The following is a 23,808-nucleotide window of genomic DNA, read 5'->3' as shown; positions in this document are numbered from 1 at the left end:
TAGCGCTTGGTCTTCTTTGCGATCTCGGCCATCCGGCCACGGCTCTGTTCCGTCCACATCCATAGCTTGAATCATATCCTCGCTCGCCGAGAAAGCCCCCATCCGCAATTTCCAAACGGTCTCTTAGAGCCTGTTTGGAAATGCGCTGGTGTGAGTCGGCTGGCAGTGGTTTCGAGAACCGGCGCGCAGCGGACGTTTGAGTCCGTGAGCACCGGAAGCGCAGAAACCGCCGTCAGACGGCCGCACCAGTAGCATTTACAAACAGGCTCTTAGTCGACAGCTCCGTGACAGTGCTTATATCTGAGGCCGCTACCGCAGAGGCATTCCGCGTTTCGTGGATGCTGCGCATCTATATACTTTGCCGAATTCTGCTTGAATCTCCATTTCGTGTCCGAGTGGCTGATTGCGTATCCCTGATTTTGAGAGAAGAAGCAATTTTGCATACGATCTCGCCCAATCGAAGAATGTTTCGGATTGATGTCAATATTTGTATTTCCAATCCTAAGATTGAATTCGACTGCCGTTATCGGGAAGAGGATGGGAAGACTACGAGCATGCTCGTATCTATTGTGCAGATCTTCCGCGCCATCTATCTCAAAGAACTCAACGGATAGGTAGTCGCCGTTATGGTACTCCACTGCCAACTCCCTTCCTGAGGGTGGGCATCTCAGCTCTTTTGGTGTTCCGGTATTATGCCAAATATTTTCCTCGATCATGGCTCGATCTTCTGGAAGCAAGCTTGGAATGTTCGCGTTCAGAAGGATGTATCCATCGGTGTCTCTAGAAAATGATACGACATCGATATTGTTCAGCTTGATTGCACTCATCTGCTGATAGAGGAAATTGCTGCCCAATATCAGCAGAAGATCCCGCCGACGCCAATCGAAGCTGCCCTTCATCGCCGTGTCGGCGCCATTTCGCTTAAATTCCCGTAGCTGCTCAATCGTAAACGCTCCAGCATCCGCCGACGGATGATGGTCTCTACAGAGGGCCACCATGCCGGCGGGGTTATGATGATTCTCTGTATTCCATGGGGGATCGAAATGATGTAGCTCGAGATAGGGGCTGCCGCACCCGGGGACCGGACATCCGAAGCCAACCTCTTTGCGAAGTTGGTCCCTTACGGTTTTGGGCGGGGTGCGAGAGATAGGCAACTCCTCTACCCCACCTGCTCCGCATGGTGACAAGCCACCGCCCGCCCATCCACCGGCCGCAGCTCCGGCCGCTCCACCTGGCACACATCCGTCGCATACGGGCACCGCCGGTGGAACGCACACCCCGGCGGCGGGTTCAGGGGCGAGGGCAGCTCGCCCTTCAGCACCACCCGCTCGGCCCGCTTGGTCGGGTCGACGAACGGCGTCGAGGCCAGCAGCGCCTTGGTGTAGGGGTGGCGCGGATGGCGGAAGATCGCCTCCTTGGTGCCGTGCTCCACCGGCCGGCCCAGATACATCACCACCAGATCGTCGGCGATGTGCTCCACCACCGACAGGCCGTGGCTGATGAACAGATAGGCCAGGCCGAACTCGTCCTGCAGGTCCATCAGCAGGTTCAGCACCTGGGCCTGGATCGAGACGTCCAGCGCCGACACCGGCTCGTCCGCCACCACCACCTTCGGCCGCAGCATCAGCGCCCGGGCGATGGCGATGCGCTGGCGCTGCCCGCCCGAGAACATGTGCGGATAGCGGTCGTAATGCTCCGGCCTCAAGCCGACCTTCGACAGCATCGCCTCGGCCGCCTGCCGCCGCTCCGCCGACTTCATGTCGGTGTTGATCTTCAGCGGCTCCTCCAGGATCGCGCCCACCTTCTTGCGCGGGTTCAGCGATCCGTAGGGGTCCTGGAACACGATCTGCACCGCGCCGCGCAGGCGCCGGCGCTGGGCGGCGTCGGCGGTCGCCACCGGGATGCCGTCGATGGTCAGCTCGCCCTCGCTCGGCGGCTCGATCATGGTCACCACCCGGGCCAGGGTCGACTTGCCGCAGCCGCTCTCGCCGACCACGGCCAGGGTCTTGCCGGCCTCCAGCGTGAACGACATCCCGGTCAGGGCGCGCAGCGTCTTGGCGGCCTTGAAGGGCGAGGTCTTGACCTCGTAGAAGCGGCTCAGCTGCCGCGCTTCGACGACGGCCGTCACGCCCGGATCTCCTGCAGGGGGTTGAAGCAGCGCGTCCGCCCGTCCAGGTCGGGCGACAGGTCCGGATGCTGGGCCCGGCAGCGGTCCAGCACGTTGCGGCAGCGCGGGTTGAACAGGCAGCCGGACGGCCGGTCATACGGGCCGGGCACGACGCCGGGGATGGTCGGCAGCCGGCGGTGGCCGGTGCTGCGCTCCGGCAGCGCCTCCAAGAGCGCGCCGGTATAGGGGTGGCGCGGCCGGCCGAACAGCCCGCCGACCATGCGCTCCTCCACCAGCTCGCCGGCATACATCACATTCACCCGCTGCGCCGTCTCGGCCACCACGCCCATGTCGTGGGTGATCAGCACCAGCGCCATGCCCTGGTCGCGCTGCAGGTCGGCCAGCAGCTGCAGGATCTGGGCCTGGATGGTCACGTCCAGCGCCGTGGTCGGCTCGTCGGCGATCAGCAGCTTGGGCTTGCAGGCGATCGCCATGGCGATCATCACCCGCTGGTTCATGCCGCCCGACAGCTGGTGCGGGAAGGCGTCGATCCGGGTCTCCGGCGCCGGGATGCCGACCTGGGCCAGCAGCTGGATGGTGCGGTCGCGCCGGGTCCGCCGGCTGCCGCCCTCATGCACCTGCAGCGTCTCCATGATCTGGAAGCCGACCGTGAAGCACGGGTTCAGGCTGGTCATCGGCTCCTGGAAGATCATCGCCATGTCCTTGCCGATGATCTTGCGGCGCTGGCGGACCGACATCTTCAGCAGGTCGTGGCCGTCGAAGGTCAGGTGGTCGGCGGTGACCTTGCCGGGGAAGGCCACCAGCCCCATCAGCGCCAGCATGGTCACCGACTTGCCGGAGCCGGATTCGCCGACGATGCCCAGGATCTCGCCGGGATCGATGGTGAGGTCGAGGCCGGAGACGGCGCGAAACGATCCCTTGCCGGCCGGGAACTCGACCGTCAGGTTGCGGATGTCGAGCAGGGGCATGTCAGCGCTTCAGTCTCGGGTCCAGGGCGTCGCGCAGGCCGTCGCCCAGCAGGTTGAAGGCCAGCACCGTGATCAGGATGGCGAGGCCGGGGAAGGTCACCACCCACCAGGCGCGCTGCAGGAACTGCAGCGACGAGGCCAGCATGGTGCCCCATTCCGGCGTCGGCGGCTGGGCGCCGAGGCCGAGGAAGCCGAGCGCCGCGGCGTCCAGGATGGCCGAGGAGAAGCCGAGCGTCGCCTGCACGATCAGGGGGGCCATGCAGTTCGGCAGGATGGTGGCGAACATCAGCCGCCACGTGCCGGCGCCGGCGACGCGTGAGGCGGTGACATAGGGCCTTCGGATCTGGCTCAGCACCGCGGCGCGCATCAGGCGCGAGTAGTGCGGCAGGGTGACGATCGAGACCGCGATCATGGCGTTGACCAGGCCGGGACCGAGGATGGCGACGACGACGATCGCCAGCAGCAGGCTGGGCAGCGCCAGCATGATGTCGAGCAGGCGCATGATCGCCGTATCGACCAACCCGCCGAAGAAGCCGGCGGCCAGGCCCAGCAGCACGCCCACGGCCAGCGACAGTGTCACCACGATCAGGCCGATCATGATCGACAGCCTGGCGCCGTAGATCAGGCGCGAGAGGATGTCGCGGCCGATGTCGTCGGTGCCCAGCGGATAGGCCAGCGTGCCGCCATCCTGCCAGAAGGGCGGCACCAGGAAGGCGGCGCGGTCCTGGTCGATTGGCGAATGCGGCGCGACGACGTCGGCGAAGATCGCGACCAGCGCGATCACCACGATCACGATCAGCCCGGCCAGGGCGCCCTTGTTGGCGCTGAAGGAGCGCCAGAATTCGACGAACGGGCCGGGCGGCTTGGCGGGCAGGGCGGAAGGGGCCCGGGTCTCTTGCAGGCTGGGTGCGGTCATCGGCTTACTTCACATGCCGGATGCGGGGATCGAGCAGGCCATAGGCCAGGTCGACCAGCAGGTTGACGACGATGACGAGGGTGGCGACCAGCAGCACGCCGCCTTGCAGGGCAGGGTAGTCGCGGCGGTTGATCGCCTCGACCAGCCAGCTGCCGACGCCGGGCCAGGCGAACACCCTCTCGGTCAGGATGGCGCCGCCGAGCAGCGTGCCGACCTGCAGGCCGATCACGGTGACCACCGGGATCAGCGCGTTGCGCAGCGCGTGCAGCCCGATCACCCGCTTGACGCCGAGGCCCTTGGCCCGGGCGGTGCGGATATAGTCCTCGCTCAGCACCTCGAGCATGGCCGACCGGGTCATGCGCGCGATCACCGCCAGCGGGATGGTGCCCAGCACGATGGTCGGCAGGATCAGGGCGCGCAGGGCCGAGACGAAGGCGCCCTTCTCGTCCGACATCAGGCTGTCGATCAGCATGAAGCCGGTGTGCGGCTCGACGAACACCATCGCCGAGATCCGGCCGGAGACCGGGGTCCATTGCAGGCCGACCGAGAAGATCAGGATCAGCAGCAGCCCCCACCAGAAGATCGGCATCGAATAGCCGGTCAGGCTGGCGCCCATGATGCCGTGGTCGATCGGACTGGATCGGTTGGTGGCGGCCAGGATGCCGGCCGGCAGGCCCAGCACCACGGCGAAGATCATGGCGCAGATCCCGAGCTCCAGCGTCGCCGGGAACAGATTGAAGAACTCGCTCAGCACCGGCCGCTGCGTCCGTGTGGACTTGCCGAGGTCGCCCTGCAGCACCTCGCCGATATAGGAGAAGAACTGCACCGACACCGGCCGGTCCAGGCCCATCTCGTGCATCAGCTGGGCGTGGCGCTCGGGCGTGACGCCGCGCTCGCCGGCCCGCACCTGGACGGGATCGCCGGGCACCGCCCGGATCAGGAAGAAGCTGAGGGCGGTGATCCCCAGGAAGGTGATCATCGCCATGGCGACGCGGGTCAGGATGAAACGGAGCATGATGCCATCGGGTAGCGGATGCTGGGCCGGAAAAGACGCGGGCGGAGGAGCATCCCCCTGCTCCCCCGCCCGGCTCCCCCTTACCTCGCTTTATTCGGCGATGTCGACGTCGCTGAAGTCGTGGCGGCCGAACGGGCTGACCTTGTAGCCCGAGACCTCCTTGCGGGTCGGCTCATAGACCACCGAATGCGCGATCGGCAGCCACGGCGCCTGGTCGTGGAAGATCACCTGCGCCTGCTCGTACAGCTTGGTCCGCTCGGCCTGGTCCGAGATCGACTTGGCCTTCTGGATGAGCGCCTCGAAATCCTTGTCGCACCACTTTGAAATATTCGAGCCCCCCTGCCGCGCACCGTCGCAGCCCAGCAGGTTGTTCAGGAAGTTGTCCGGGTCGCCGTTGTCGCCGGTCCAGCCCAGCTGCGCCATCTGGTGCTCGCCTTCCTGGGCCCGCTTGCGGTACTCGCCCCATTCATACGAGACGATCTTGGCCTTGATCCCCAGCTTGGCGAGGTCGGACTGCATCAGCTCGGCGATGCGCTGGGCGTTCGGGTTGTACGGGCGCTGCACCGGCATCGCCCACAGGTCGGTCTCGAAGCCGTCCGGATAGCCGGCGTCGGCCAGCAGCTTCTTCGCCGCCTCGGGGTCGTACTTGTACTCCGGGACGCTGTCGTTGTAGGACCAGATGGTCGGCGGGATCGGGTTCTTCGCCGCCTGGCCGGCGCCCTGGTACACGGCGTCGAGGATCGCCTGCTTGTTCACCGCCATGTTGACGGCCTGGCGCACGCGCACGTCGTCGAACGGCTTCTTGGTGACGTTGAAGGCCAGGTAGCCGGTGTTCAGGCCCGGCTGGGTCAGCACGTTCAGCGCCGGATCCTTCATCATCGCCGGCACGTCGGCCGGGTTCGGATACGGCATGACATGGCACTCGCCGGCCTTCAGCTTGGCATAGCGCACCGCGGCGTCCGGGGTGATGGCGAAGACCAGGTTGTCGATCTTCTCCTTGCCGCTCCAGGCCCCTTCGAAGGCCTTGTAGCGGATCAGCGCGTCCGGCTGGTACTGCACGAACTGGAAGGACCCGGTGCCGATCGGCACCTGGTCGACCTGCTCCGGCGTGCCGGCCTTCATCATCGCATCGGCGTATTCGGCCGACAGGATCGACGAGAACTCCATGGCCAGGTCGGCCAGGAACGGCGCCTCCGGCTTGGTCAGGGTGATCTTCACCGTGTGGTCGTCGACCTTGTCGATCGACTTCAGCAGGGTCGGGAAGCCCATGTCGCCGAAGTAGTCGTACTGGCCGCCGGAGATCTTGTGGTAGGGATGGTCGTCCTTCCACATCCGGTTGAAGGTGAACAGCACGTCGTCGGCGTTGAACTCGCGGGTCGGCGTGAACTTGTCGTTCGAATGCCACTTCACCCCCTTGCGGAGGTGGAAGGTGTACACCGTGCCGTCATCCGAAATGTCCCAGGACTCGGCCAGGCCGGGCTCGGTCTTGGTGCTGCCCTTGGTGAACTCGACCAGATGGTCGTAGATCGGGCCGGACGCGTCGAAGCTGGTGCCGGTGGTGTTAATCTGCGGATTGAAATTCTCCGGGCTGCCCTCGGAGCAATAGACCAATGTCTTGGCCTCGGCGGACACGGCCGCCCCCGCGACGAGGACAAGCGCCATCGCCGTGGCGGACAGGAAACGCGACATGAAACTCTCCCCCAATGGTGGTCCTTCGGCCGGGCTTGCCGCATAGCTGTATTGCCCAAACCGTGGGTTGTACCGGATTACCGCAGGGGGCGGGGGTGATGTCAACTGGCCGGTTGAGGCGGCAGGACAAGAATCGTTTCACGCGATACCGCCGGATTTCCGCACAAAATCCGTGGTTTCCGGCGGCGGTCCGGCGGTTCGAAATCCCGTCGGCCGGAAAATGGACGGCCAGGAAAGCCGCGGAGGACTTTCCTGGCCGTTTCTTGCTCGGTGCGGTTATTCCGCGATATCGACGCCGCGGAAATCGTGCAGCCCGACCGGGATGATCTTGTAGCCGGTGACCTCCTTGCGGATCGGCTCATAGACCACCGAATGGGCGATCGGCAGCCACGGGGCCTGGTCGTGGAAGATCACCTGGGCCTGCTCGTACAGCTTGGTGCGCTCGGCCTGGTCGGCGGTGGATTTGGCGGTCTGGATGAGCTTCTCGAAGTCCTGATCGCACCACTTCGAGATATTGCTGCCGCCTTCCCGCGCCGCGTCGCAGCCCAGCAGGTTGGCGAAGAAGTTGTCCGGGTCGCCATTGTCGCCCGACCAGCCCAGCTGCGCCATCTGGTGCTCGCCGGCCTGGGTGCGCTTGCGGTACTCGCCCCACTCGAACGACACGATCTTGGTCTTGATCCCGACCTTGGCCAGATCCTCCTGCATCAGCTCGGCGATGCGCTGGGCGTTCGGGTTGTAGGGGCGCTGCACCGGCATCGCCCACAGGTCGCTCTCGAAGCCGTCGGCCAGGCCGGCCTCGGCCAGCAGCTTCTTGGCCGCCTCGGGGTCGTATTTGTAGTCCTGGATGCTGTCGTTGTAGGACCAGATGGTCGGCGGGATCGGGTTCTTCGCCGCCTGGCCGGTGCCCTGGTACACGGCGTCGAGGATCGCCTGCTTGTTCACCGCCATGTTGACGGCCTGGCGCACGCGGACGTCGTCGAACGGCTTCTTGGTGACGTTGAAGGCCAGATAGCCGGTGTTCAGCCCGGGCTGGCTCAGCACCGTCAGGGCCGGGTCCTTCTGCATCGCCGGCAGGTCGGCCGGGTTCGGATAGGGCATGACGTGGCATTCGCCGGCCTGCAGCTTGGCGTAGCGCACCGCGGCGTCCGGGGTGATGGCGAAGACCAGGTTGTCGATCTTCTCGCGCCCGCTCCAGGCCTGGTCGAAGGCCTTGTAGCGGATCAGCGCGTCCGGCTGGTACTGCACGAACTGGAACGGCCCGGTGCCGATCGGCACCTGGTCGACCTGCTCCGGCGTGCCGGCCTTCATCATCGCATCGGCGTATTCCGCCGACAGGATCGAGGCGAAGTTCATCGCCATGTTGGCGATGAACGGCGCCTCCGGCTTGGTCAGGGTGAACTTCACCGTGTTGTCGTCGACCTTGTCGATCGCCTTCAGCAGCGTCGGCATGCCCATGTCGCCGAAATAGTCGTACGACCCGCCGGACACCTTGTGGTACGGGCTGTCGTCCTTCCACATCCGGTCGAACGAGAACAGCACGTCGTCGGCGTTGAAGTCGCGCGTCGGCGTGAAGGTCTCGCTGGAGTGGAACTTGACGCCCTTGCGCAGGTGGAAGGTGTAGACCGTGCCGTCATCCGACACGTCCCAGGATTCGGCCAGGGCCGGCACCACCTTGGTGGTGCCCTTCTCGAAGGCGACCAGCCCGTCATAGACCGGCAGCGCCGCGTCGAAGCTGGTGCCGGTGGTGTTGATCTGCGGGTTGAAGTTCTCCGGGCTGCCCTCGGAGCAATAGACCAGCGTCTTGGCCTCGGCCGACGCGGCCATCCCCGCGGCGAGGGCCAGCGCCAGCGCCGTGGCGGACAGGAAGCGGGACATGGGGTTCTCTCCCTACGAATCGAGATGCCGCCACGCTACTCCTGGATATCGACGCCGCGGAAGTCGTGAATGCGCACCGGGGTGATGACGTAATTCAGCACCTCCTTGCGGATCGCCTGGTACTCGACGGAGTGGGCGATCGGCAGCCACGGCACCTGGTCGTGGAAGATCACCTGGGCCTGCTCGTACAGCTTGGTCCGCTCGGCCTGGTCGGCGGTGACCTTGGCCTTCTGGATCAGTCTCTCGAAATCCTGATCGCACCATTTCGCGATATTGCCGCCCCCCTCCCGCGCCGCATCGCAGCCCAGCAGGTTGGCGAAGAAATTGTCGGGGTCGCCATTGTCGCCGCCCCAGCCCAGCTGCGCCATCTGGTGCTCGCCGGCCTGGGCCCGCTTGCGGTACTCGCCCCATTCATACGACACGATCTGGGCCTTGATCCCGACCTTGGCCAGATCCTCCTGCATCAGCTCGGCGATGCGCTGGGCGTTCGGGTTGTAGGGCCGCTGCACCGGCATGGCCCACAGGTCCGTGTCGAAGCCGTTCGGATAGCCGGCCTCGGCCAGCAGCTTTTTCGCCGCCTCGGGGTCGTAGGGATAGTCCTGGACGCTGTCGTTGTAGGACCAGATGGTCGGTGGGATCGGGTTCTTCGCCGCCTGGCCGGTGCCGCGATAGACGGCGTCGAGGATGGCCTGCTTGTTCACCGCCATGTTGATGGCGCGGCGCACCCGCACGTCGTCGAACGGCTTCTTGAGGACGTTGAAGGCCAGGTAGCCGGTGTTCAGCCCGGGCTGGCCGATCACCGTCACCGCCGGGTCCTGCTGCATCGCCGCCAGGTCGGCCGGGTTCGGCGACGGGATCACCTGGCACTCATTGGCCTTCAGCTTGGCGTAGCGCACCGAGGCGTCGGGGGTGATGGCGAAGACCAGCGTGTCGATCTTCTCCTTGCCGCTCCAGGCCTGGTCGAAGGCCTTGTAGCGGATCAGCGCGTCCGGCAGGTACTGGACGAAGCGGAACGGCCCGGTGCCGATCGGGATCTGGTCGACATCCTCCGGCGTGCCGGCCTTCATCATCGCATCGGCATATTCCGCCGACAGGATCTGGGCGAAGTTCATCGCCATGTCGGCCAGGAACGGCGCCTCCGGCCTGGTCAGGGTGAAGCGGACGGTATAATCGTCCACCTTGTCGATCGCCTTCAGCAGGGTCGGCATGCCCATGTCGCCGAAATAGTCGTACGACCCGCCGGAGACCTTGTGATAGGGGCTGTCGTCCTTCCACATCCGGTTGAACGAGAACAGCACGTCGTCGGCGTTGAAGTCGCGCGTCGGCGTGAACGTCTCGTTCGAATGCCACTTCACGCCGCGCCGCAGATGGAAGGTGTAGACCATGCCGTCATCGGACACGTCCCAGGATTCGGCCAGGGCCGGCACCACCTTGGTGCCGCCGCGCTCGAACGCCACCAGCCCGTCATAGACCGGCACCGAGGCGTCCAGGCTGGTGCCGGTGGTGTTGATCTGCGGGTTGAAGTTCTCCGGGCTGCCTTCGGAGCAGTAGACCAGCGTCTTGGCCTCGGCCGACGCCGTGCCGGCCGCGAGGACAAGCGCCAGCGCCGTGGCGCTCAGGAAACGGGACATGAAGCTCTCCTTGATGGTCAGTCGTGGAGTTGATCGACTGCGATCGTCAAACGGTACGGTACCGTCTAGGCTGAGCGAACGCTCTGCTCTTGTGAATACGCCCGGCGAGCCTTGCTGTCGCGGCTCTGGGGGAAGGGATGGTCGCCATGACGGGAAATCATCGCCCGCCGGCCGGGAAGGGCAAGACGGCACCCCGTGCCGTGCGGCAGGAGGCCCGCCAGGAGGAGTTTCTGCGGGCGGCCACCGAAGTGTTCTTCGACTCCGGTTTCGCCGGGGCGAGCGTGGATGAGATCATCGCGAAGGTCGGCGGTTCGAAGCGAACCATCTACGCCTATTTCGGCAACAAGGAACAACTGTTCGCGACGGTGGTGCGGGAGATCGCCCGTCACGCCATGGGGCCGCTGGCCGAAGCCGACTTTGCCCGGGCGGATCTCGAGGCCACGTTGCAGGAGGCCGGGCAGCGCTATCTCGGCGTCATCATGTCGCCCGAGGCCCTGCAGCTCTATCGCACGGTCGTGGGCGAGGGCAGCCGCTTTCCCGATCTCGCCAAGGTGTTCTTCGACGCCGGCCCGGGCCGGACGAGCGCGAATCTCGCGCGCGTGCTGGAGGAGAAGGGGAGGGATTGGGGGATTCAAGCCGGCGACCCGAAACGGCTGGCCGAGCATTTCCTGGGAATGATCCGCGACGACCTCCATCTCCAGGTCGTGCTCGGGCTGCGGCCGCCCCCGACGCCTGCCGAAGCCCGGGCGGCCGTCGAGTCCGCGGTCGGGATGTTCGTGAACGGCGCCCGTGGACCTAGTGCGGAGCGTGCCCCAGGACGCGCGCGAGGGTGAGCTTGGTCGCGACCAGAACCGGCGCCGCGACCAGGAACAGCAGCGCGATCGCCAGGAAGCATTCGTTGAACGACAGCGTCGCCACCTGCTGCACGAAAGCGTTCTGGATGACGGCGGTCGCCGCCGCGCCGGCTTCCTCCGCGGGATAGCCCCGCGCGGTCAGCAAGGTCGTAATCGTCTCCTGCCGGTCGGTCAGCACCGGGTTTCCCGGCGCGAGATGCTGGGCCAGCACCGTGCGGTTCAGCGCGTTCTGGTGATCGAGATAGGTGGCCAGGCTGGCGACGCCGATCTGGCCGCCCATCTGGCGGCCGATGTTGAACAGCGCCACGCCCTGGGCCAGCACCTCCGGCCGCAGATCGCGCAGCGTGCCCACGGTCAGCGAGACGAAGAGGAGACCGAGGCCGAGGCCGCGCAGCAGCAGGGCCGGCACCATGTCGGGCAGGCCGCTCTCGGAGGTGGAGCCCGACAGCATCCACATCGACGTCATGAAGCAGACGATGCCGAAGGGGACCAGCTTGACCGGATCCAGCTGCCTGAACTGGATCACTGCGCCCGCGAAGAGCAGGCCGACGCAGACCAGCGCGCCGCTCGGCAGCAGCAGCAGCCCCGCATAGGTCGGCGACAGGCCCAGCACGCCGGTCGCGAAGGCCGGGATGACGAAGGCGCTGCCGAACAGCGCGCCGCCGGCGACGAAGCTGACGATGAAGCCGAAGCTGAAATGCTCGTCGCGGAAGACGGAGGCGTCGATCAGCGCCCCGCGCTTCTGCGCCACGGCCTGGCACGCCAGGAACACGGCGGCGGCGCCGAGCCCGGCGAGGCTGATATGCACGATCTCGGGTTCGTCGAACCAGTTGTAGCGGCTGCCCTCCTGCGTGACGTAGACGAAGGCGGTCATCGCCGCGCCCAGAAGCACGAGGCCGGGCCAGTCGAACCGCGCTCTCGCCTCCGGCCGCTCGCGGCGGCCGGGGGCGAGAAGCACGGCCGCCAGGCCGGCCAGGCCGAGCGGCACATTGGCCAGGAACATCCAGGACCAGGAGAGCGTGTCGACGGTCCAGCCCTGCAAGGCCGGGGACAGGGTCGTGGGCGCCACGGTCGTGGCGAAGGCGAAGACGGCCTGGACCAGCCCCTGGCGGGACCGGGGAAAAACCTCGAACAGCAGGGTCTGGCCGGCGACGAGCAGGACGGCACCGGCGACGCCCTGCGCCATCCGCCACGCGACCAGGACATCGAGGCCGCCGGCTGCGGCGGCCCCGAGGGCGCCGGCGAGCAGCACCAGGATCGCGCCCGCGAGCAGCCGGCGCGGCGCCAGGCGCAATGTCAGCCATGCCGCCAACGGCAGGGCGGTCAGCTTGGCGGCGAGATAGGCGATGTTGACCCAGGCGACCTCGTCCTGGGTGGCATGGATGCCGCCCATGACGTGGCCGCGGGTGACCACCAGAACGGTGCTGTTCACCGCATCCATCGCGGCGGCGACGGTCAGGAAGCCGAGAAGCAGCCATCGCCGAAGCGCCGGCGGCACTGCGGGGCCGGCCGGCGACAGGGCGGGATCGGCCGCCGCGGTCACGACGCTTCGTCCGCCGTCCGGAAGATCGTGGCGCCGGCCCGGGCAGGTTCGGAAGCCGCCGCCGTGCCCGGGCTGGCGCCCACCTCGACGGCGACATCGACCGACAGGCCGGGCACCAGCCGGCCGAGCAGGACATGGCCGGCGGGGAGCGTGATCTTGACGGGAACGCGCTGGACGATCTTGACGAAGTTGCCGGTGGCGTTGTCGGGCGGCAGCAGGCTGAAGGCGGCGCCGCTCGCGGGCGCCAGGCTGTCCACCCGTCCCGTGATGACCGCGTCCGAATAGCCGTCGACGCGGATCTCCACCGGCTGGCCCACCGCCATGCGGGCGACCTGGGTCTCCTTGAAATTCGCCACCACCCAGACGGCGTCGACCGGCACCACCGAGAGGAGGGCGGCGCCGGGCCGAACATACTCGCCCGCATGGACGCGGCGGTTCCCGACGACGCCGGCGACGGGCGCGCGGATCACCGTGTCCGACAGCGCGATCGCGGCCAGTTGCAGGTTGGCGCGCGCCTCCGCCAGGCGGGCGTCGATCTGCCGGGCCTCGGAGCCGAGCACCGCCAGCTGCTCGCGCGCGGCCGCCGCGACGGCCTCCGCCTGCGCCAGCGCGGCCCGGGCGCGATCGGCATTGGCGGTGGCGGTGTCGTGATTGCGCTGCGGCGTCCAGCCCTGATCCACCAGGCGGCTCGCCCGCACCAGCTCGCGGCGCGACAGCTCCACATCGGCCCGGCCGACATCGATCGCAGCCTCCGCCTCGCGGATCTTCGCCAACTGCAGGTCCTTCCGGCGGTCCAGATTCTCGGTGGCGGCCTCGGCCTGGGCGACGGTGGCCGCGGCGCGGTCCCGCTGGGCCCGATGATCCTCGTCGGCAATCCGCAGCAGCACGGCCCCGGCCTCGACCATCTGGTTGTCGTCGACCAGCACCTCGGCCACGTAGCCGGACACTTTGGGGCCGATCGCCGTGATGTCGGCGCGGACATAGGCGTTGTCGGTCCATTCCCTGGAACGGCCTTCGTCCCACCACGCCCATCCCCAGGTGCCGCCGGCAATGAGGGCGAGAAAAGCGGTCCCGGCGGCCACACGCTTGGCAATGCGCTTCATCGGAAGCTCTCGTCTCCTGGGCGCAGCTCGCGCCGCATTGGAATGGTACGATACCGTACCGTATTATTTTTGGGATAGTCAAGAAGCCGGCCGGACCGGGCTGCGTGATGCGGGACGCCGGCATTCACCTCCGCCGCGGCCAGTCCGGTCCCATCGATGGCGAACATCATGGCTTCACCTCCCGCGAACGGGCGCACGGTCGGCGCCCGGAAGCGAGGGGAAGGATCGCGGATCCCAGGCGTCCTTCGCCATTGTGCTGGGCGATGGTCCGGCACATCAAAGGATGGGCGGACCTCGCCCTTGGTACAGGTCGGCCCGTCGCGGCCGCGGGGCCGTGATCGGGTAGGGGCGCCCTTTACGCCGCCCGGTCGGGATACAGCCCGGCCAGGCCCTCGCGGCTGGCGGGGCACACGCCGCGCTCGGTGATCAGGCCGGTGACGTAGCGCGCCGGGGTGACGTCGAAGGCCCAGTTCGCCGCGGCGCTGCCCTCCGGCAGGATGCCGACCGTCTCCAGCCGGCCATCCGCGGTGCGGCCGGTGATGTGGCTCAGCTCGCGCGCGTCGCGCTGCTCGATCTCGATCTGGCGGATGCCGTCGGTCAGGGTCCAGTCGATCGTGGTGTAGGGCAGGGCGACATAGAACGGCACGCCGTTGTCATGCGCCGCCAGCGCCTTGAGGTAGGTGCCGATCTTGTTGCAGACGTCGCCGGTGGCGGTGGTGCGGTCGGTGCCGACGATGCACAGGTCGACCATGCCGTGCTGCATCAGATGGCCGCCGACATTGTCGGCGATCACGGTGTGCTTCACGCCGTGGCGGCCCAGCTCGAAGGCGGTGATGCTGGCGCCCTGGTTGCGCGGCCGGGTCTCGTCGACCCAGACGTGGACGGGCAAACCGCTGTCATGGGCCAGGTAGATCGGCGCCAGGGCGGTGCCCCAGTCGACCGTCGCCAGCCAGCCGGCATTGCAATGGGTCAGCACGTTCAGGCGGTCGGGCCGGCCCTTCCTCTCCCAGATCTCGCAGAACACGGCCAGGCCGTGCTCGCCGATGGCGCGGCAGGTGGCGACGTCGTCATCGCAGATCTCGGCGGCGCGGCGATAGGCGGCGGCGGCGCGCTCCGCCGGCCTCAGGGCCGCCACCCGGCCGCGCATATCGTCCAGCGCCCAGCGCAGGTTGACCGCGGTCGGGCGGGTCGCCAGCAGCCGGTCATAGGCGCCGGCCAGCCCGGCGTCGGACGGGTCGGCGCGCAGCGCCAGCGCCAGGCCGTAGGCGCCGGTGGCGCCGATCAGCGGCGCGCCGCGCACCTGCATGCTGCGGATGGCGTGGGCCGCCTGGTCCTCGCTCTCCAGCACCACCGTCTCGAAGCCGTGCGGCAGCTTGGTCTGGTCGATGATCTCGACGCGCCAGCCATCCTCGGCCGGCCAGATGGTGCGGTACGGAATGCCGTCGATCTTCATGGCTCAACCCTCGCGGAAGACGGATTCGGCCGCGTGGCGCAGATCGGCCGGGCCGGTGAAGCGGTCGCGCTCGACCAGGAAGGCGCGGGCCAGGCGCAGCGCCTTGGTCTCGCAGGCGGCGCGCCGGTCCGGGTCGGCGATGGTCTCGAGATCGGCGACATGGGCCAGCCCCAGGATACGGCGGACCATCTTGGCGCCGGCGAAGCCGACCGTGTCGCGGAACAGCCGGGCCATGGTGGCCTTGCGGTGGGCGTCCAGCGCCAGGGCGCCATCGCCGTCGGCGAACAGGCCGCGGTCGAAGGCGTCGCCGGTGCCCTCGGCCCGCCACAGCTCCAGAAAGCGCTTCTGGAACCCGGTCCAGATCGCCTCGGCCTGGACCAGCAGCCAGCTGCGGTAGTCGGCCCGGTCATCCGCTGCCGTCGCGTGTCCCGCCTGCGCAAAATACGCCAGGAAGAAATTGGCCAGCAGGGCGCCGATGTCGAAGCCCATCGGGCCGTAGAAGGCGAATTCCGGGTCGATGGCGCGGCTGTCGGTCTCGGTCACCATGATCGACCCGGTGTGCAGGTCGCCATGCACCAGCGCCTCGGCCCGGGTCAGGAAGGCCCATTTCAACTCCTGCGCCGCCACCTTGGCGGCGGCGTCGGCGCGGAACTCGGCGGCGATGCCGTCCAGCTGCGGCGTGGTCCAGCGGTTCAGCCTGGCGATCCGGTAGGGATCGGTGAACACCAGATCCTCGGTGATCCGGCACAGCGCCGTGTTGCCGCAGAACGGCGCCATCTTCGCCTTCTTCTCGGCGGCCGGGGCGTGCAGGTCGGAGGTCTTGAACAGGGTCTGGGCCAGGAACTCCGCCATGTGCCCGGCCAGCAGCGGATAGCGGGTGCCGGCGATCAGCCCCTTGCGCAGGATGATATGCGGCGTCAGCCACTCCATCACGATCAGCGCCATGGCCGCATCGAAATGGAAAAGCTTCGGCAGCAAATGCGGCACGTGGCTCGCCTGCTCGGACAGCGCATGCCATTCGTACCAGGCCCGGTCCAGCGGCAGCGGCCAGCTGTCACCGACCAGCCGGACATAGGGCAGGGCCTGCTTGACCACGAGGCCGCCGGCGGTGCCGCGGACGATGAACACCAGGTTCAGATTGCCGTCGCCGACCTCGGTGACGTGCCAGCCGGCCGGGTCGCCGCCCAGCCGGTCGCGGATCGCCGGCAGCGTGGCGAGATAGGGGCGGATCGAAGCCTCGTCCAGCGGCCGATAGTCCGGCCCGCCGGTCAGCCGGCTCTCCTCACTCATGCTTCAGCCTCCGCCGACTTCCTGTATTCTCCAGGCGGGCGGAGTGTCGGAAGCCGGCTCCCCTGCTGTCAAGCCATGGCCGCTCCGGGCCCAAGCGAAAGGGGGGACTCATGCAGACCGTTCCGCACAACCCGACGGACGGCATCTATCCGGCGACGCCCGACTACATCCACGCGCTGGAGGTGCGGCAGCCGAACCGGATCCTCTATGTCGCCGGCACCATGGGGCTCGACGCCCAGGGCGTCCCCGGCGCGACGCTGGAGGCGCAGCTGGTGCTGATCTGGTCGAACATCGGCACCATCCTGGCCAGCGCCGGCATGACCGTGCGCAACATCGTGCGGATCACCAGCTATCTGCGCGACCCGGCCTATGCCGAGGCCAACCAGGCCGCCCGCATCGCCGCGCTCGACGGCCATGTCGTGCCGACCACGGCCCTGGTGGCGCAGACCCTGTCGCCGGACTGGCTGGTGGAGATCGAGGTGATCGCCGCGGGCTGAGCGGGGTCGCTACCACTCCAGCCGGACGTCGCGGCCGGTGGCGGAGCTTTCGATCGCGGCCTCGATCACCCGGACCACGTCGCGGCCGTCGCGCGGATCGACCGGCGGCGGCGCGCCGTCGCGCACCGCGGCGACGACGCCGTCATAGAAGGCGCCGTAGCGGCCGGGCGCGATCGCCAGCCGCTGCGTCTCCGGCATGCCCGTCTCGCGCCCGACGGTCAGCCAGCCGGTCTCCGGCGCGGTCTGGACCGTGCCGGCGCGCAGATGGTCCTCCTGCGGGTCGATCTCCAGCTTGCGGAAGGTGGCGCGGTCGCCCTGCACCACCAGCCGGCTCCCTGGCTCCGCCACCAGGATGCGGCAGCGCAGCAGCGCCCGCGTGGGGCCGAAGCCGAGGGTGAAGATGGCGTCGTCCACCGCCTCGGCGCCGGGGCGGATGGCGCGCAGCTCGGCCCGCACGAAATCCGGCCGGCCGAACAGCACCAGCGCCTGGTCGATCAGATGCGACCCCAGGTCGTAATGCAGCCCCGATCCCGGCACCGCCTGCTCGCGCCAGCGCACCCGCACCGTCGGGCGGAACCGGTCGTAGTTGGATTCGAAGGACAGCACCCGCCCCAGCCGGCCCTCGGCGATCAGGCCCTGCAGGGCCAGGAAATCGCCGTCCCAGCGCCGGTTGTGGAACACGGTCAGCACCCGCTGCCGCTCCGCCGCCAGGGCGATCAAATCGTCGGCCTCGGCCGCCGTCACCGTGACCGGCTTGTCGACCACGACATGCTTGCCGGCCTCCAGCGCCCGCCGCGCCACGGCGTGGTGGCTGCCGCTCGGCGTCGCCACCACCACCGCCTCGACCGTGGGGTCGGCCAGCAGGGCGTCGACCGTGACGATGGGCAGGCCGGGCGGCGCGTCGGTCACGCTATCCGGGGTCCGCACCGCCGCGGCGGCCAGCTCGGCGCCGGGGCAGGCGGAAATCAGCGGGCCGTGGAACACCCGGGCGGCGGGGCCGTAGCCGATCAGTCCGATACGAACGGGCGTCATGCGATGCGGGCCTCGGTGCCGGCGTCGAACACCACGGCCTTGCCCATGTCGAACACCAGCCGGCTGCGCTGGCCGGCGCGGGCCTCGGCATCGGGGCGCAGGCGGGCCAGCACCTCCTTGCCGCCCATCTCGACCACGGCGATCAGGTCCGGGCCGGTCGGCTCGGTCACCTCGATCAGGCAGTCGGTCTCCAGCATCGGACCGGGGCCGGTCGCCATCGCGCCCTGCGGGTCGGTGATGTTCTCGGGGCGCAGGCCCAGGATGATGTCGCGCCCGGCGGCGCCGCGCAGCCCGTCATTGGCCGGCAGCGGCAGCACGATCTCGCCATCCTGCAGCCGGTCGATGGCGGCGTGCGGGCCACCATTGTGATCGACCACCTTGGCCTTGATCAGGTTCATCGGCGGCGACCCCATGAAGCCGGCGACGAAGGTGTTGGCCGGCCGGTCGTAGATCTCCCGCGGCGTGCCCAGCTGCTGCAGCTCGCCGGCCCGCATCACCGCGATCCGGGTGGCCAGCGTCATCGCCTCGATCTGGTCGTGGGTGACATAGACGATGGTCGATTTCAGGCGCTGGTGCAGCTTCTTGATCTCGGTCCGCATCTCCACCCGCAGCTTGGCGTCGAGGTTGGACAGCGGCTCGTCGAACAGGAACACCTTGGGGTCGCGCACCAGCGCCCGGCCCATCGCCACGCGCTGGCGCTGGCCGCCGGACAGCTGGCTGGGCTTGCGCTTCAGCAGATGCTCCATCTGCAGCAGCCTGGCGACATCGGCGATCGCCTTGGCCCGCTCCTCCTTCGGCACGCCGCGCATCTCCAGCCCGAAGCCGATGTTCTGCTCGACCGACATGTTCGGGTACAGCGCGTAGGACTGGAACACCATGGCGATGTCGCGGTCCTTCGGGTGCAGCTCGTTCACCCGCCTGCCGTCGATGGCGATGGTGCCGTCCGAGATGGTGTCGAGCCCGGCGATCATGTTCAGCAGCGTGGACTTGCCGCAGCCGGACGGGCCGACCAGCACCAGGAACTCGCCGTCCTCGACGCTGATGTCGATGCCCTTGAGGATCTCGATCGCGCCGTAGCGCTTGATCACATTCTGGATCGTGAGAGAGGCCATGGTGCGGTTATCCCTTCACCGCGCCCGCCATCAGACCGCGCACGAAATAGCGGCCGGCGAGCACATAGACGACGAGCGTCGGCAGCGCGGCGATGATCGCCGCGGCCATGTGGACGTTGTATTCCTTCACGCCGGTCGAGCTGTTGACGATGTTGTTCAGCGCGACCGTGACCGGCATGGCGCCGCCGCCGCCGGCGAAGGAGACCCCGAACAGGAAGTCGTTCCAGATGTTGGTGAACTGCCAGATCACCGTGACCACGATGATCGGGATCGAGTTCGGCAGCAGGATCCGCCAGAAGATGCGGAAGAAGCCGGCGCCGTCGATCATCGCCGATTTCACCAGGTCGTTCGGGAAGGCGGCGTAGTAGTTGCGGAAGAACAGCGTGGTGAAGCACAGCCCGTACACCACATGGACGAAGATCAGCCCGGGCGTGGAGGAGGCGAGGCCCAGCAGCCCCAGCGTCCGGGCCATCGGCAGCAGCACGATCTGGAACGGGATGAAGCAGCCGAACAGGATCAGGGCGAAGACGATGCCGTCGCCGCGGAACCGCCACTTGGTCAGCACGTAGCCGTTGAGGGCGCCGAGCACGGCCGAGATCGCCACCGCCGGCACCGTCATCAGGATCGAGTTGAGGAAATAGCCCTTCAGCCCCTCGCAGGTCAGGCCGACGCAGGTGGTGCTCCAGGCGCTGACCCAGGGCTCCAGGGTGGGGCTCGGCGGCAGCGACAGGATGTTGCCGGCGCGCACCTCGTCCAGCGTCTTCAGCGAGGTCACGACCATGACGAAGAGCGGGAACAGGTAGATCAGCGCGAACACGCCGAGGATGGCGAACAGCAGCCAGCGCAGCGCGATCGACAGGCCCGAGCGCGGGCCGGGGACCATGATGGAAGCTTCAGTCACGGCGGCCACCCCGCAGCTCGGAGTAGAGATAGGGCACGATGATCGCGCTGATCGTCGCCAGCATGATCACGGCGCTGGCGGCGCCCAGCCCCATCTGGTTGCGGGTGAAGGTCAGGCTGTACATGTACAGGGCCGGCATCCAGGTCGAGGTGCCGGGGCCGCCCGCGGTCAGCGCCATCACCAGGTCGAAGCTCTTGATCGCGAGATGGGCCGAGACCACGAAGGCCGACAGGAACACCGGCCGCATCAGCGGGATGATGATCCGGCGGTAGGTCTGCGGCAGGGTGGCGCCGTCGATCGCGGCGGCCTTCAGGATGTCGCTGTCGACGCCACGCAGCCCCGCCAGGAACATCGCCATGACGAAGCCGGAGGACTGCCAGACGCCGGCGATGACCACGGTGTAGATCGCCATGTCGCCGTTGATCAGCCAGTCGAAGGTGAAGCTGGTCCAGCCCAGATCGTGCATCAGCTTGTCGAGGCCGAGGCCGGGGTTGAGGATCCACTTCCAGGCCGTGCCGGTGACGATGAAGGAGATCGCCATCGGATAGAGGTAGATGGTGCGCAGCGCCCCCTCGATCCGGATCCGCTGGTCCAGCAGGATCGCCAGCAGCAGGCCGATGGCGGTGCTGATGCCGATATACAGGATGCCATAGATCGCCAGGTTGACCAGCGAGATGGTCCATTTCGGGTCGGACCACAGCTTCTCGTACTGGAGGAGGCCGACCCAGGAATCGAGGCGCGGCATCATCGTCGAGTTGGTCATCGACAGATACAGCGTGAACAGGATGAAGCCGTAGACGCAGACGATGGTCACGGCGAAGGACGGCGCCAGAACGAGCTTGGGCAGGATCGTCTGGAGCCAATCGAATGGGGATCGGCGACCCGCGGCGGCGGGCTCGGAGATCACGGCCATCGGCAGGCCTCAATATGCAGGGGCGAAAAGGCGGCGGGGGCCGGCAACCGGCCGGCCCCCGCACGGGGTTACTTGGCGAGCGCCACCGCGTCGACCAGCGCCTTCGCCGCATCGGCGGAGGACTGGGTCGAGTTGAAGAAGTTGGTGACGACGTCGTAGATCGCGCCCTTGACCGCGGCCGGGGCGGCATGGCCGTGCGCCAGGCTCGGCAGCATGCCACCGGTGGCCTTGAAGGCGTCGCGGTCGGCCATCGACTTCTGGCCGCAGCTGTCGAACTTGTCCGGCTTGACCTCGGTGTTGGCCGGGATCGACCCCTTCACCAGGTTGAAGCTCTCCTGGAAGCTCGGGCTCTCGATGGCGCTGGCCAGCTTCAACTGCGCGTCCTGCCGGGCCTTGTCGTCCAGGCTGAACATGGCGAACTGGTCGGCGTTGAACAGGAACGCCTTCTCGCTGCCCGGATAGGGCACGCAGACGATGTCCACGCCCGGCTTCAGCCCGGCCTTGATGAACTCGCCCTTGGCCCAATCGCCCATCACCTGCATGCCGGCCTCGCCGTTGATCACCATGGCCGAGGCCAGGTTCCAGTCGCGGCCGGAGAAGTTCGGGTCGACCCAGCCGCGCAGCACGCGCAACTGGTCGAACGCCTTCTGCATGGTGTCGCTGCCCAGCGCTTCGGGGTCGAGGTCGACGAACGCCTTCTTGTAGAAGTCGTTGCCGCCGACGGCGACGACGATGGCGTCGAAGGTGGTCGCCTCCTGCCAGGGCTGGCCGCCATGGGCCAGCGGCGTGACGCCGGCATCCTTGAACTGCTTGGCCAGGGCCTCGAATTCGGCCCAGTTGGTCGGCGCCTTGCCGCCGACCTTGTCGAGCAGCTTCTTGTTGATCCACAGCCAGTTGGTGCGGTGGATGTTGACCGGGGCCGCGACCCATTTGCCGTCATAGGTCGAGAAGGCCTGGATGGCCGGCGGAATATGGTCGGCCCAGTGTTCCTTCTCGGCCAGCGGGGTCAGGTCGGCCAGCACGCCTTCCGCCGCCCAGTCGTGAACCGACAGGCCGAGAAGCTGCACCGAGGTCGGCTTGTCGCCGGCCGTCACCCGCGCCCGCAGCGCAGTCATCGCGGCATCGCCGCCGCCGCCGGCCACCGGCGCGTCCTTCCAGGACACGCCTTCTTTCTGCAGCTGTTCCTTCAGAACGTTGAGGGCGGCCGCCTCGCCGCCCGAGGTCCACCAATGCATCACCTCGACCTCCTCCTTGGCCTGCGCGGCCGCGGAGGGGGCATAGGCCGCGGCGGTCAAAGCCAGCAGGCTCGCCGCCGTCGCCGTCAGATATGTCTTGAGCATTCCCTATGCCTTCTCCTGTTCGATGCCCATGCGAAACGCACAGGCACGCTCCGCCGTCGAACGCGGCGGATCTTGGTGGGGCCAGGCCCGAACCTCGACGGTCCAGCCGGACCAAACGATCCGGCGGCGTACCGACTCCATACGCCAAGCGGCCGGGGCTGCGGAAGCCGGAATCCCTTTGTCTGACGAATGTTTAGGGCCTGAAGCTCAATCAATCGGAAGGGCTTCCGCAGGCGCAGGACGCGGTTGTGCGACAACAGGGCTGCGGCAATGGCTTCGGGAGACGGCAGATCGAAGGCGTATTCGCGCCCTGCCAAGTACGGCACCCTCCAGTTCGTCTAGATCCCAGTATGCGCATTATCAAATGATGTAACCGTCAGAGACGGCAAACTATTTTCTGCCTTATCAAATGTTAGGGACGGCGAAGCGGAACGGCACTATGCAGCGTATTTGCAGGCGTATGCCGGACGAATGTCTGGCGCTGTGGCGGATCTTCGGCTGAGTTTTGGCGGAACATGGAAAGTAGTCGAGCGTTTCATCCTCAGTTCACACCGAAGCGGCAATGATCCTCCGATCATTGCCTATCGTCCGGGCGAGAGGCCGCAGGTCTCGAATCCGGTGACGGAGAGACTTTGCCCGCGTGCCGGCCGACGGCCAAGGGCAGGAAAGGGTTGGGAGAATGACGAACAGGATCGAAGGAGCCCCGTCCGCCAGCTTCACGTCCCTGGTGTCGCCGCGGATGCCGGACCTCAGGCGCTACGCGGCGTCGCTGACCCGCGATCCGGTGGACGCGGAGGATCTGCTGCAGGAGACGCTGATGCGCGCCTACTGCAAGTTCCATCTCTGGCAGCCCGGCACCAACCTGATGGCCTGGATGGTGGTGATGATGCGCCGGATCTTCCTGTCGAAATTCGTCGGCCCGGCCAAGCGCGCCACCAGCCAGTTTCAGATCGAGGAGTGCGAGATTGCGGTCCCGGTCAATCAGGAGCAGCGGGTCGAGATTGCCCGGGTCCAGGCGTCCTGGCCGCGCCTCAGCCACGATCACCGCGAGGTGCTCGAGATCGTCGCGGTGGGCGGCGCCTCCTATGACGAGGCGGCCACCACGCTCGGCGTCCCGGTCGGCACGATCCGGTCCCGCCTCGGCCGGGCGCGGCAGAGCCTGCGGCAGCTCAGCGGCGTCCATTGACGGCCGGCTGACGATCATCGTGAAAGGGCGCCCTCGCGGCGCCCTTTCACTGTCTCTCAGCCCTCCAGCTCCGCCGGCAGCTCGCCCAGGCGCGCCAGGATCACCGGCTCGTCTGCGTCCATGTCGGCGCCGAGCTCCTGCCGGGTCAGGACGACGCCGTCGGCGCGGCCGCGCGCCAGCAGCCGCGCCGCATGCTCCTCGGCCTGGCGCCGGCTGGCGAAGCCCTGCTCCGCCAGGCGGTGCCATCCGCCGCGCCGCCGCTCGCGCCCGCGCGCGAAGCCGATCACCACATAGAGGGCGGGCTTCACCGGCGCCGGCGCCGTGTCGTCGGACAGCGGCGCGGGGCGCGGCGACCGCAGCGG

General features: G+C 67.6%; 21 protein-coding genes. 3 read left to right on the top strand and 18 right to left on the bottom strand.

Features of this window, described 5'->3' with window-relative positions; all coding sequences use genetic code 11:
* Positions 1-269: 269 nt before the first annotated feature.
* The 8 genes from ACTOWL_RS29200 to ACTOWL_RS29165 form a co-directional block, all read right to left on the bottom strand.
* Positions 270-899, bottom strand: coding sequence for an SEC-C domain-containing protein (locus ACTOWL_RS29200; RefSeq protein WP_441324801.1), 630 nt, complete (start codon positions 897-899; stop codon positions 270-272).
* Positions 900-1,159: 260 nt separating this feature from the next.
* Complete coding sequence (locus ACTOWL_RS29195; protein WP_441324800.1) at positions 1,160-2,128, bottom strand: peptide ABC transporter ATP-binding protein; 969 nt, start codon at positions 2,126-2,128, stop codon at positions 1,160-1,162.
* The gene (locus ACTOWL_RS29190) at positions 2,125-3,096 is read right to left on the bottom strand and encodes an ABC transporter ATP-binding protein (RefSeq protein ID WP_441324799.1); all 972 of its coding nucleotides are present in this window, start codon (positions 3,094-3,096) and stop codon (positions 2,125-2,127) included. Before ACTOWL_RS29190 ends, ACTOWL_RS29195 begins: the two co-directional genes overlap by 4 nt.
* Position 3,097: 1 nt before the next feature.
* Entirely contained in the window at positions 3,098-4,012 is a 915-nt protein-coding gene (locus ACTOWL_RS29185) for an ABC transporter permease subunit (protein WP_441324798.1), read from the bottom strand.
* 4 nt (positions 4,013-4,016) lie between these two features.
* Positions 4,017-5,027 carry an ABC transporter permease subunit gene (locus tag ACTOWL_RS29180; protein WP_441324797.1) on the bottom strand — a complete coding sequence of 337 codons (1,011 nt, stop codon included), beginning with the start codon at positions 5,025-5,027 and terminating at the stop codon, positions 4,017-4,019.
* 90 nt (positions 5,028-5,117) lie between these two features.
* Positions 5,118-6,716 carry an ABC transporter substrate-binding protein gene (locus tag ACTOWL_RS29175; protein ID WP_441324796.1) on the bottom strand — a complete coding sequence of 533 codons (1,599 nt, stop codon included), beginning with the start codon at positions 6,714-6,716 and terminating at the stop codon, positions 5,118-5,120.
* A gap of 276 nt (positions 6,717-6,992) precedes the next feature.
* Positions 6,993-8,591, bottom strand: a complete 1,599-nt coding sequence (locus ACTOWL_RS29170; protein ID WP_441324795.1) for an ABC transporter substrate-binding protein — start codon at positions 8,589-8,591, stop codon at positions 6,993-6,995.
* Positions 8,592-8,626: 35 nt separating this feature from the next.
* Complete coding sequence (locus ACTOWL_RS29165) at positions 8,627-10,222, bottom strand: ABC transporter substrate-binding protein (RefSeq protein WP_441324794.1); 1,596 nt, start codon at positions 10,220-10,222, stop codon at positions 8,627-8,629.
* Positions 10,223-10,359: 137 nt separating this feature from the next.
* On the opposite strand from ACTOWL_RS29165, the gene ACTOWL_RS29160 reads away from it, so the two are divergent.
* On the top strand, positions 10,360-11,055 hold the full coding sequence (locus tag ACTOWL_RS29160) for a TetR/AcrR family transcriptional regulator (RefSeq protein WP_441324793.1): 696 nt from the start codon (positions 10,360-10,362) through the stop codon (positions 11,053-11,055).
* Here ACTOWL_RS29160 and ACTOWL_RS29155 read toward each other — a convergent pair.
* The 4 genes from ACTOWL_RS29155 to mtnK form a co-directional block, all read right to left on the bottom strand.
* Positions 11,018-12,619 (bottom strand): DHA2 family efflux MFS transporter permease subunit, encoded by a 1,602-nt coding sequence (locus ACTOWL_RS29155; RefSeq protein WP_441324792.1) that lies wholly within the window; start codon positions 12,617-12,619, stop codon positions 11,018-11,020. The genes ACTOWL_RS29160 and ACTOWL_RS29155 overlap by 38 nt on opposite strands.
* Entirely contained in the window at positions 12,616-13,722 is a 1,107-nt protein-coding gene (locus ACTOWL_RS29150; RefSeq protein ID WP_441324791.1) for an HlyD family secretion protein, read from the bottom strand. The genes ACTOWL_RS29155 and ACTOWL_RS29150 overlap by 4 nt, the downstream gene beginning before the upstream one ends.
* A gap of 355 nt (positions 13,723-14,077) precedes the next feature.
* Positions 14,078-15,175 (bottom strand): S-methyl-5-thioribose-1-phosphate isomerase, encoded by a 1,098-nt coding sequence (mtnA, locus tag ACTOWL_RS29145; RefSeq protein WP_441324790.1) that lies wholly within the window; start codon positions 15,173-15,175, stop codon positions 14,078-14,080.
* A 3-nt stretch (positions 15,176-15,178) separates the two neighbouring features.
* Positions 15,179-16,465, bottom strand: a complete 1,287-nt coding sequence (mtnK, locus tag ACTOWL_RS29140; RefSeq protein ID WP_441324789.1) for an S-methyl-5-thioribose kinase — start codon at positions 16,463-16,465, stop codon at positions 15,179-15,181.
* Positions 16,466-16,575: 110 nt separating this feature from the next.
* Here mtnK and ACTOWL_RS29135 point away from each other — a divergent pair, with 110 nt between their 5' ends.
* Positions 16,576-16,962: a RidA family protein gene (locus ACTOWL_RS29135; protein WP_441324788.1), complete on the top strand. Its 387-nt coding sequence runs from the start codon at positions 16,576-16,578 to the stop codon at positions 16,960-16,962.
* A gap of 9 nt (positions 16,963-16,971) precedes the next feature.
* Here the strand turns inward: ACTOWL_RS29135 and ACTOWL_RS29130 are convergent, their stop codons facing one another.
* From ACTOWL_RS29130 to ACTOWL_RS29110, 5 genes are all read right to left on the bottom strand, one after another.
* Positions 16,972-17,994, bottom strand: coding sequence for a Gfo/Idh/MocA family oxidoreductase (locus tag ACTOWL_RS29130; RefSeq protein WP_441324787.1), 1,023 nt, complete (start codon positions 17,992-17,994; stop codon positions 16,972-16,974).
* A complete protein-coding gene (locus ACTOWL_RS29125) occupies positions 17,991-19,106 on the bottom strand; it encodes an ABC transporter ATP-binding protein (RefSeq protein WP_441324786.1) in 1,116 nt (371 codons plus the stop codon). The genes ACTOWL_RS29130 and ACTOWL_RS29125 overlap by 4 nt, the downstream gene beginning before the upstream one ends.
* 7 nt (positions 19,107-19,113) lie before the next feature.
* Positions 19,114-19,989 carry a carbohydrate ABC transporter permease gene (locus ACTOWL_RS29120; RefSeq protein ID WP_441324802.1) on the bottom strand — a complete coding sequence of 292 codons (876 nt, stop codon included), beginning with the start codon at positions 19,987-19,989 and terminating at the stop codon, positions 19,114-19,116.
* A gap of 10 nt (positions 19,990-19,999) precedes the next feature.
* Positions 20,000-20,920 (bottom strand): carbohydrate ABC transporter permease, encoded by a 921-nt coding sequence (locus ACTOWL_RS29115; RefSeq protein ID WP_441324785.1) that lies wholly within the window; start codon positions 20,918-20,920, stop codon positions 20,000-20,002.
* Positions 20,921-20,988: 68 nt separating this feature from the next.
* Positions 20,989-22,260 (bottom strand): ABC transporter substrate-binding protein, encoded by a 1,272-nt coding sequence (locus tag ACTOWL_RS29110; protein ID WP_441324784.1) that lies wholly within the window; start codon positions 22,258-22,260, stop codon positions 20,989-20,991.
* A 679-nt stretch (positions 22,261-22,939) separates the two neighbouring features.
* Between ACTOWL_RS29110 and ACTOWL_RS29105 the strand changes: the two genes are divergently transcribed.
* Positions 22,940-23,446, top strand: a complete 507-nt coding sequence (locus ACTOWL_RS29105) for a sigma-70 family RNA polymerase sigma factor (RefSeq protein ID WP_441324783.1) — start codon at positions 22,940-22,942, stop codon at positions 23,444-23,446.
* A 56-nt stretch (positions 23,447-23,502) separates the two neighbouring features.
* On the opposite strand, the gene ACTOWL_RS29100 is transcribed toward ACTOWL_RS29105, so the two are convergent.
* A complete protein-coding gene (locus ACTOWL_RS29100; protein WP_441324782.1) occupies positions 23,503-23,754 on the bottom strand; it encodes a hypothetical protein in 252 nt (83 codons plus the stop codon).
* Positions 23,755-23,808: the final 54 nt, after the last annotated feature.

This window comes from Inquilinus sp. CA228, assembly GCF_052078665.1.
In the GTDB taxonomy this organism is placed as follows: Bacteria; Pseudomonadota; Alphaproteobacteria; order DSM-16000; family Inquilinaceae; genus Inquilinus.
This window is presented reverse-complemented; position numbering and strand designations above follow the sequence as displayed.

Excerpts from the sequence above, each read along its gene's own strand:
- mtnA (WP_441324790.1), bottom strand. The coding sequence starts at position 15,175 with ATGAAGATCGACGGCATTCCGTACCGCACCATCTGGCCGGCCGAGGAT.
- ACTOWL_RS29120 (WP_441324802.1), bottom strand. The coding sequence starts at position 19,989 with ATGGTCCCCGGCCCGCGCTCGGGCCTGTCGATCGCGCTGCGCTGGCTG.
- ACTOWL_RS29185 (WP_441324798.1), bottom strand. The coding sequence starts at position 4,012 with ATGACCGCACCCAGCCTGCAAGAGACCCGGGCCCCTTCCGCCCTGCCC.
- ACTOWL_RS29125 (WP_441324786.1), bottom strand. The coding sequence starts at position 19,106 with ATGGCCTCTCTCACGATCCAGAATGTGATCAAGCGCTACGGCGCGATC.
- ACTOWL_RS29175 (WP_441324796.1), bottom strand. The coding sequence starts at position 6,716 with ATGTCGCGTTTCCTGTCCGCCACGGCGATGGCGCTTGTCCTCGTCGCG.
- mtnK (WP_441324789.1), bottom strand. The coding sequence starts at position 16,465 with ATGAGTGAGGAGAGCCGGCTGACCGGCGGGCCGGACTATCGGCCGCTG.
- ACTOWL_RS29105 (WP_441324783.1), top strand. The coding sequence starts at position 22,940 with ATGACGAACAGGATCGAAGGAGCCCCGTCCGCCAGCTTCACGTCCCTG.
- ACTOWL_RS29180 (WP_441324797.1), bottom strand. The coding sequence starts at position 5,027 with ATGCTCCGTTTCATCCTGACCCGCGTCGCCATGGCGATGATCACCTTC.
- ACTOWL_RS29190 (WP_441324799.1), bottom strand. The coding sequence starts at position 3,096 with ATGCCCCTGCTCGACATCCGCAACCTGACGGTCGAGTTCCCGGCCGGC.
- ACTOWL_RS29200 (WP_441324801.1), bottom strand. The coding sequence starts at position 899 with ATGAAGGGCAGCTTCGATTGGCGTCGGCGGGATCTTCTGCTGATATTG.
- ACTOWL_RS29110 (WP_441324784.1), bottom strand. The coding sequence starts at position 22,260 with ATGCTCAAGACATATCTGACGGCGACGGCGGCGAGCCTGCTGGCTTTG.
- ACTOWL_RS29170 (WP_441324795.1), bottom strand. The coding sequence starts at position 8,591 with ATGTCCCGCTTCCTGTCCGCCACGGCGCTGGCGCTGGCCCTCGCCGCG.
- ACTOWL_RS29150 (WP_441324791.1), bottom strand. The coding sequence starts at position 13,722 with ATGAAGCGCATTGCCAAGCGTGTGGCCGCCGGGACCGCTTTTCTCGCC.
- ACTOWL_RS29115 (WP_441324785.1), bottom strand. The coding sequence starts at position 20,920 with ATGGCCGTGATCTCCGAGCCCGCCGCCGCGGGTCGCCGATCCCCATTC.
- ACTOWL_RS29160 (WP_441324793.1), top strand. The coding sequence starts at position 10,360 with ATGGTCGCCATGACGGGAAATCATCGCCCGCCGGCCGGGAAGGGCAAG.
- ACTOWL_RS29165 (WP_441324794.1), bottom strand. The coding sequence starts at position 10,222 with ATGTCCCGTTTCCTGAGCGCCACGGCGCTGGCGCTTGTCCTCGCGGCC.
- ACTOWL_RS29135 (WP_441324788.1), top strand. The coding sequence starts at position 16,576 with ATGCAGACCGTTCCGCACAACCCGACGGACGGCATCTATCCGGCGACG.
- ACTOWL_RS29130 (WP_441324787.1), bottom strand. The coding sequence starts at position 17,994 with ATGACGCCCGTTCGTATCGGACTGATCGGCTACGGCCCCGCCGCCCGG.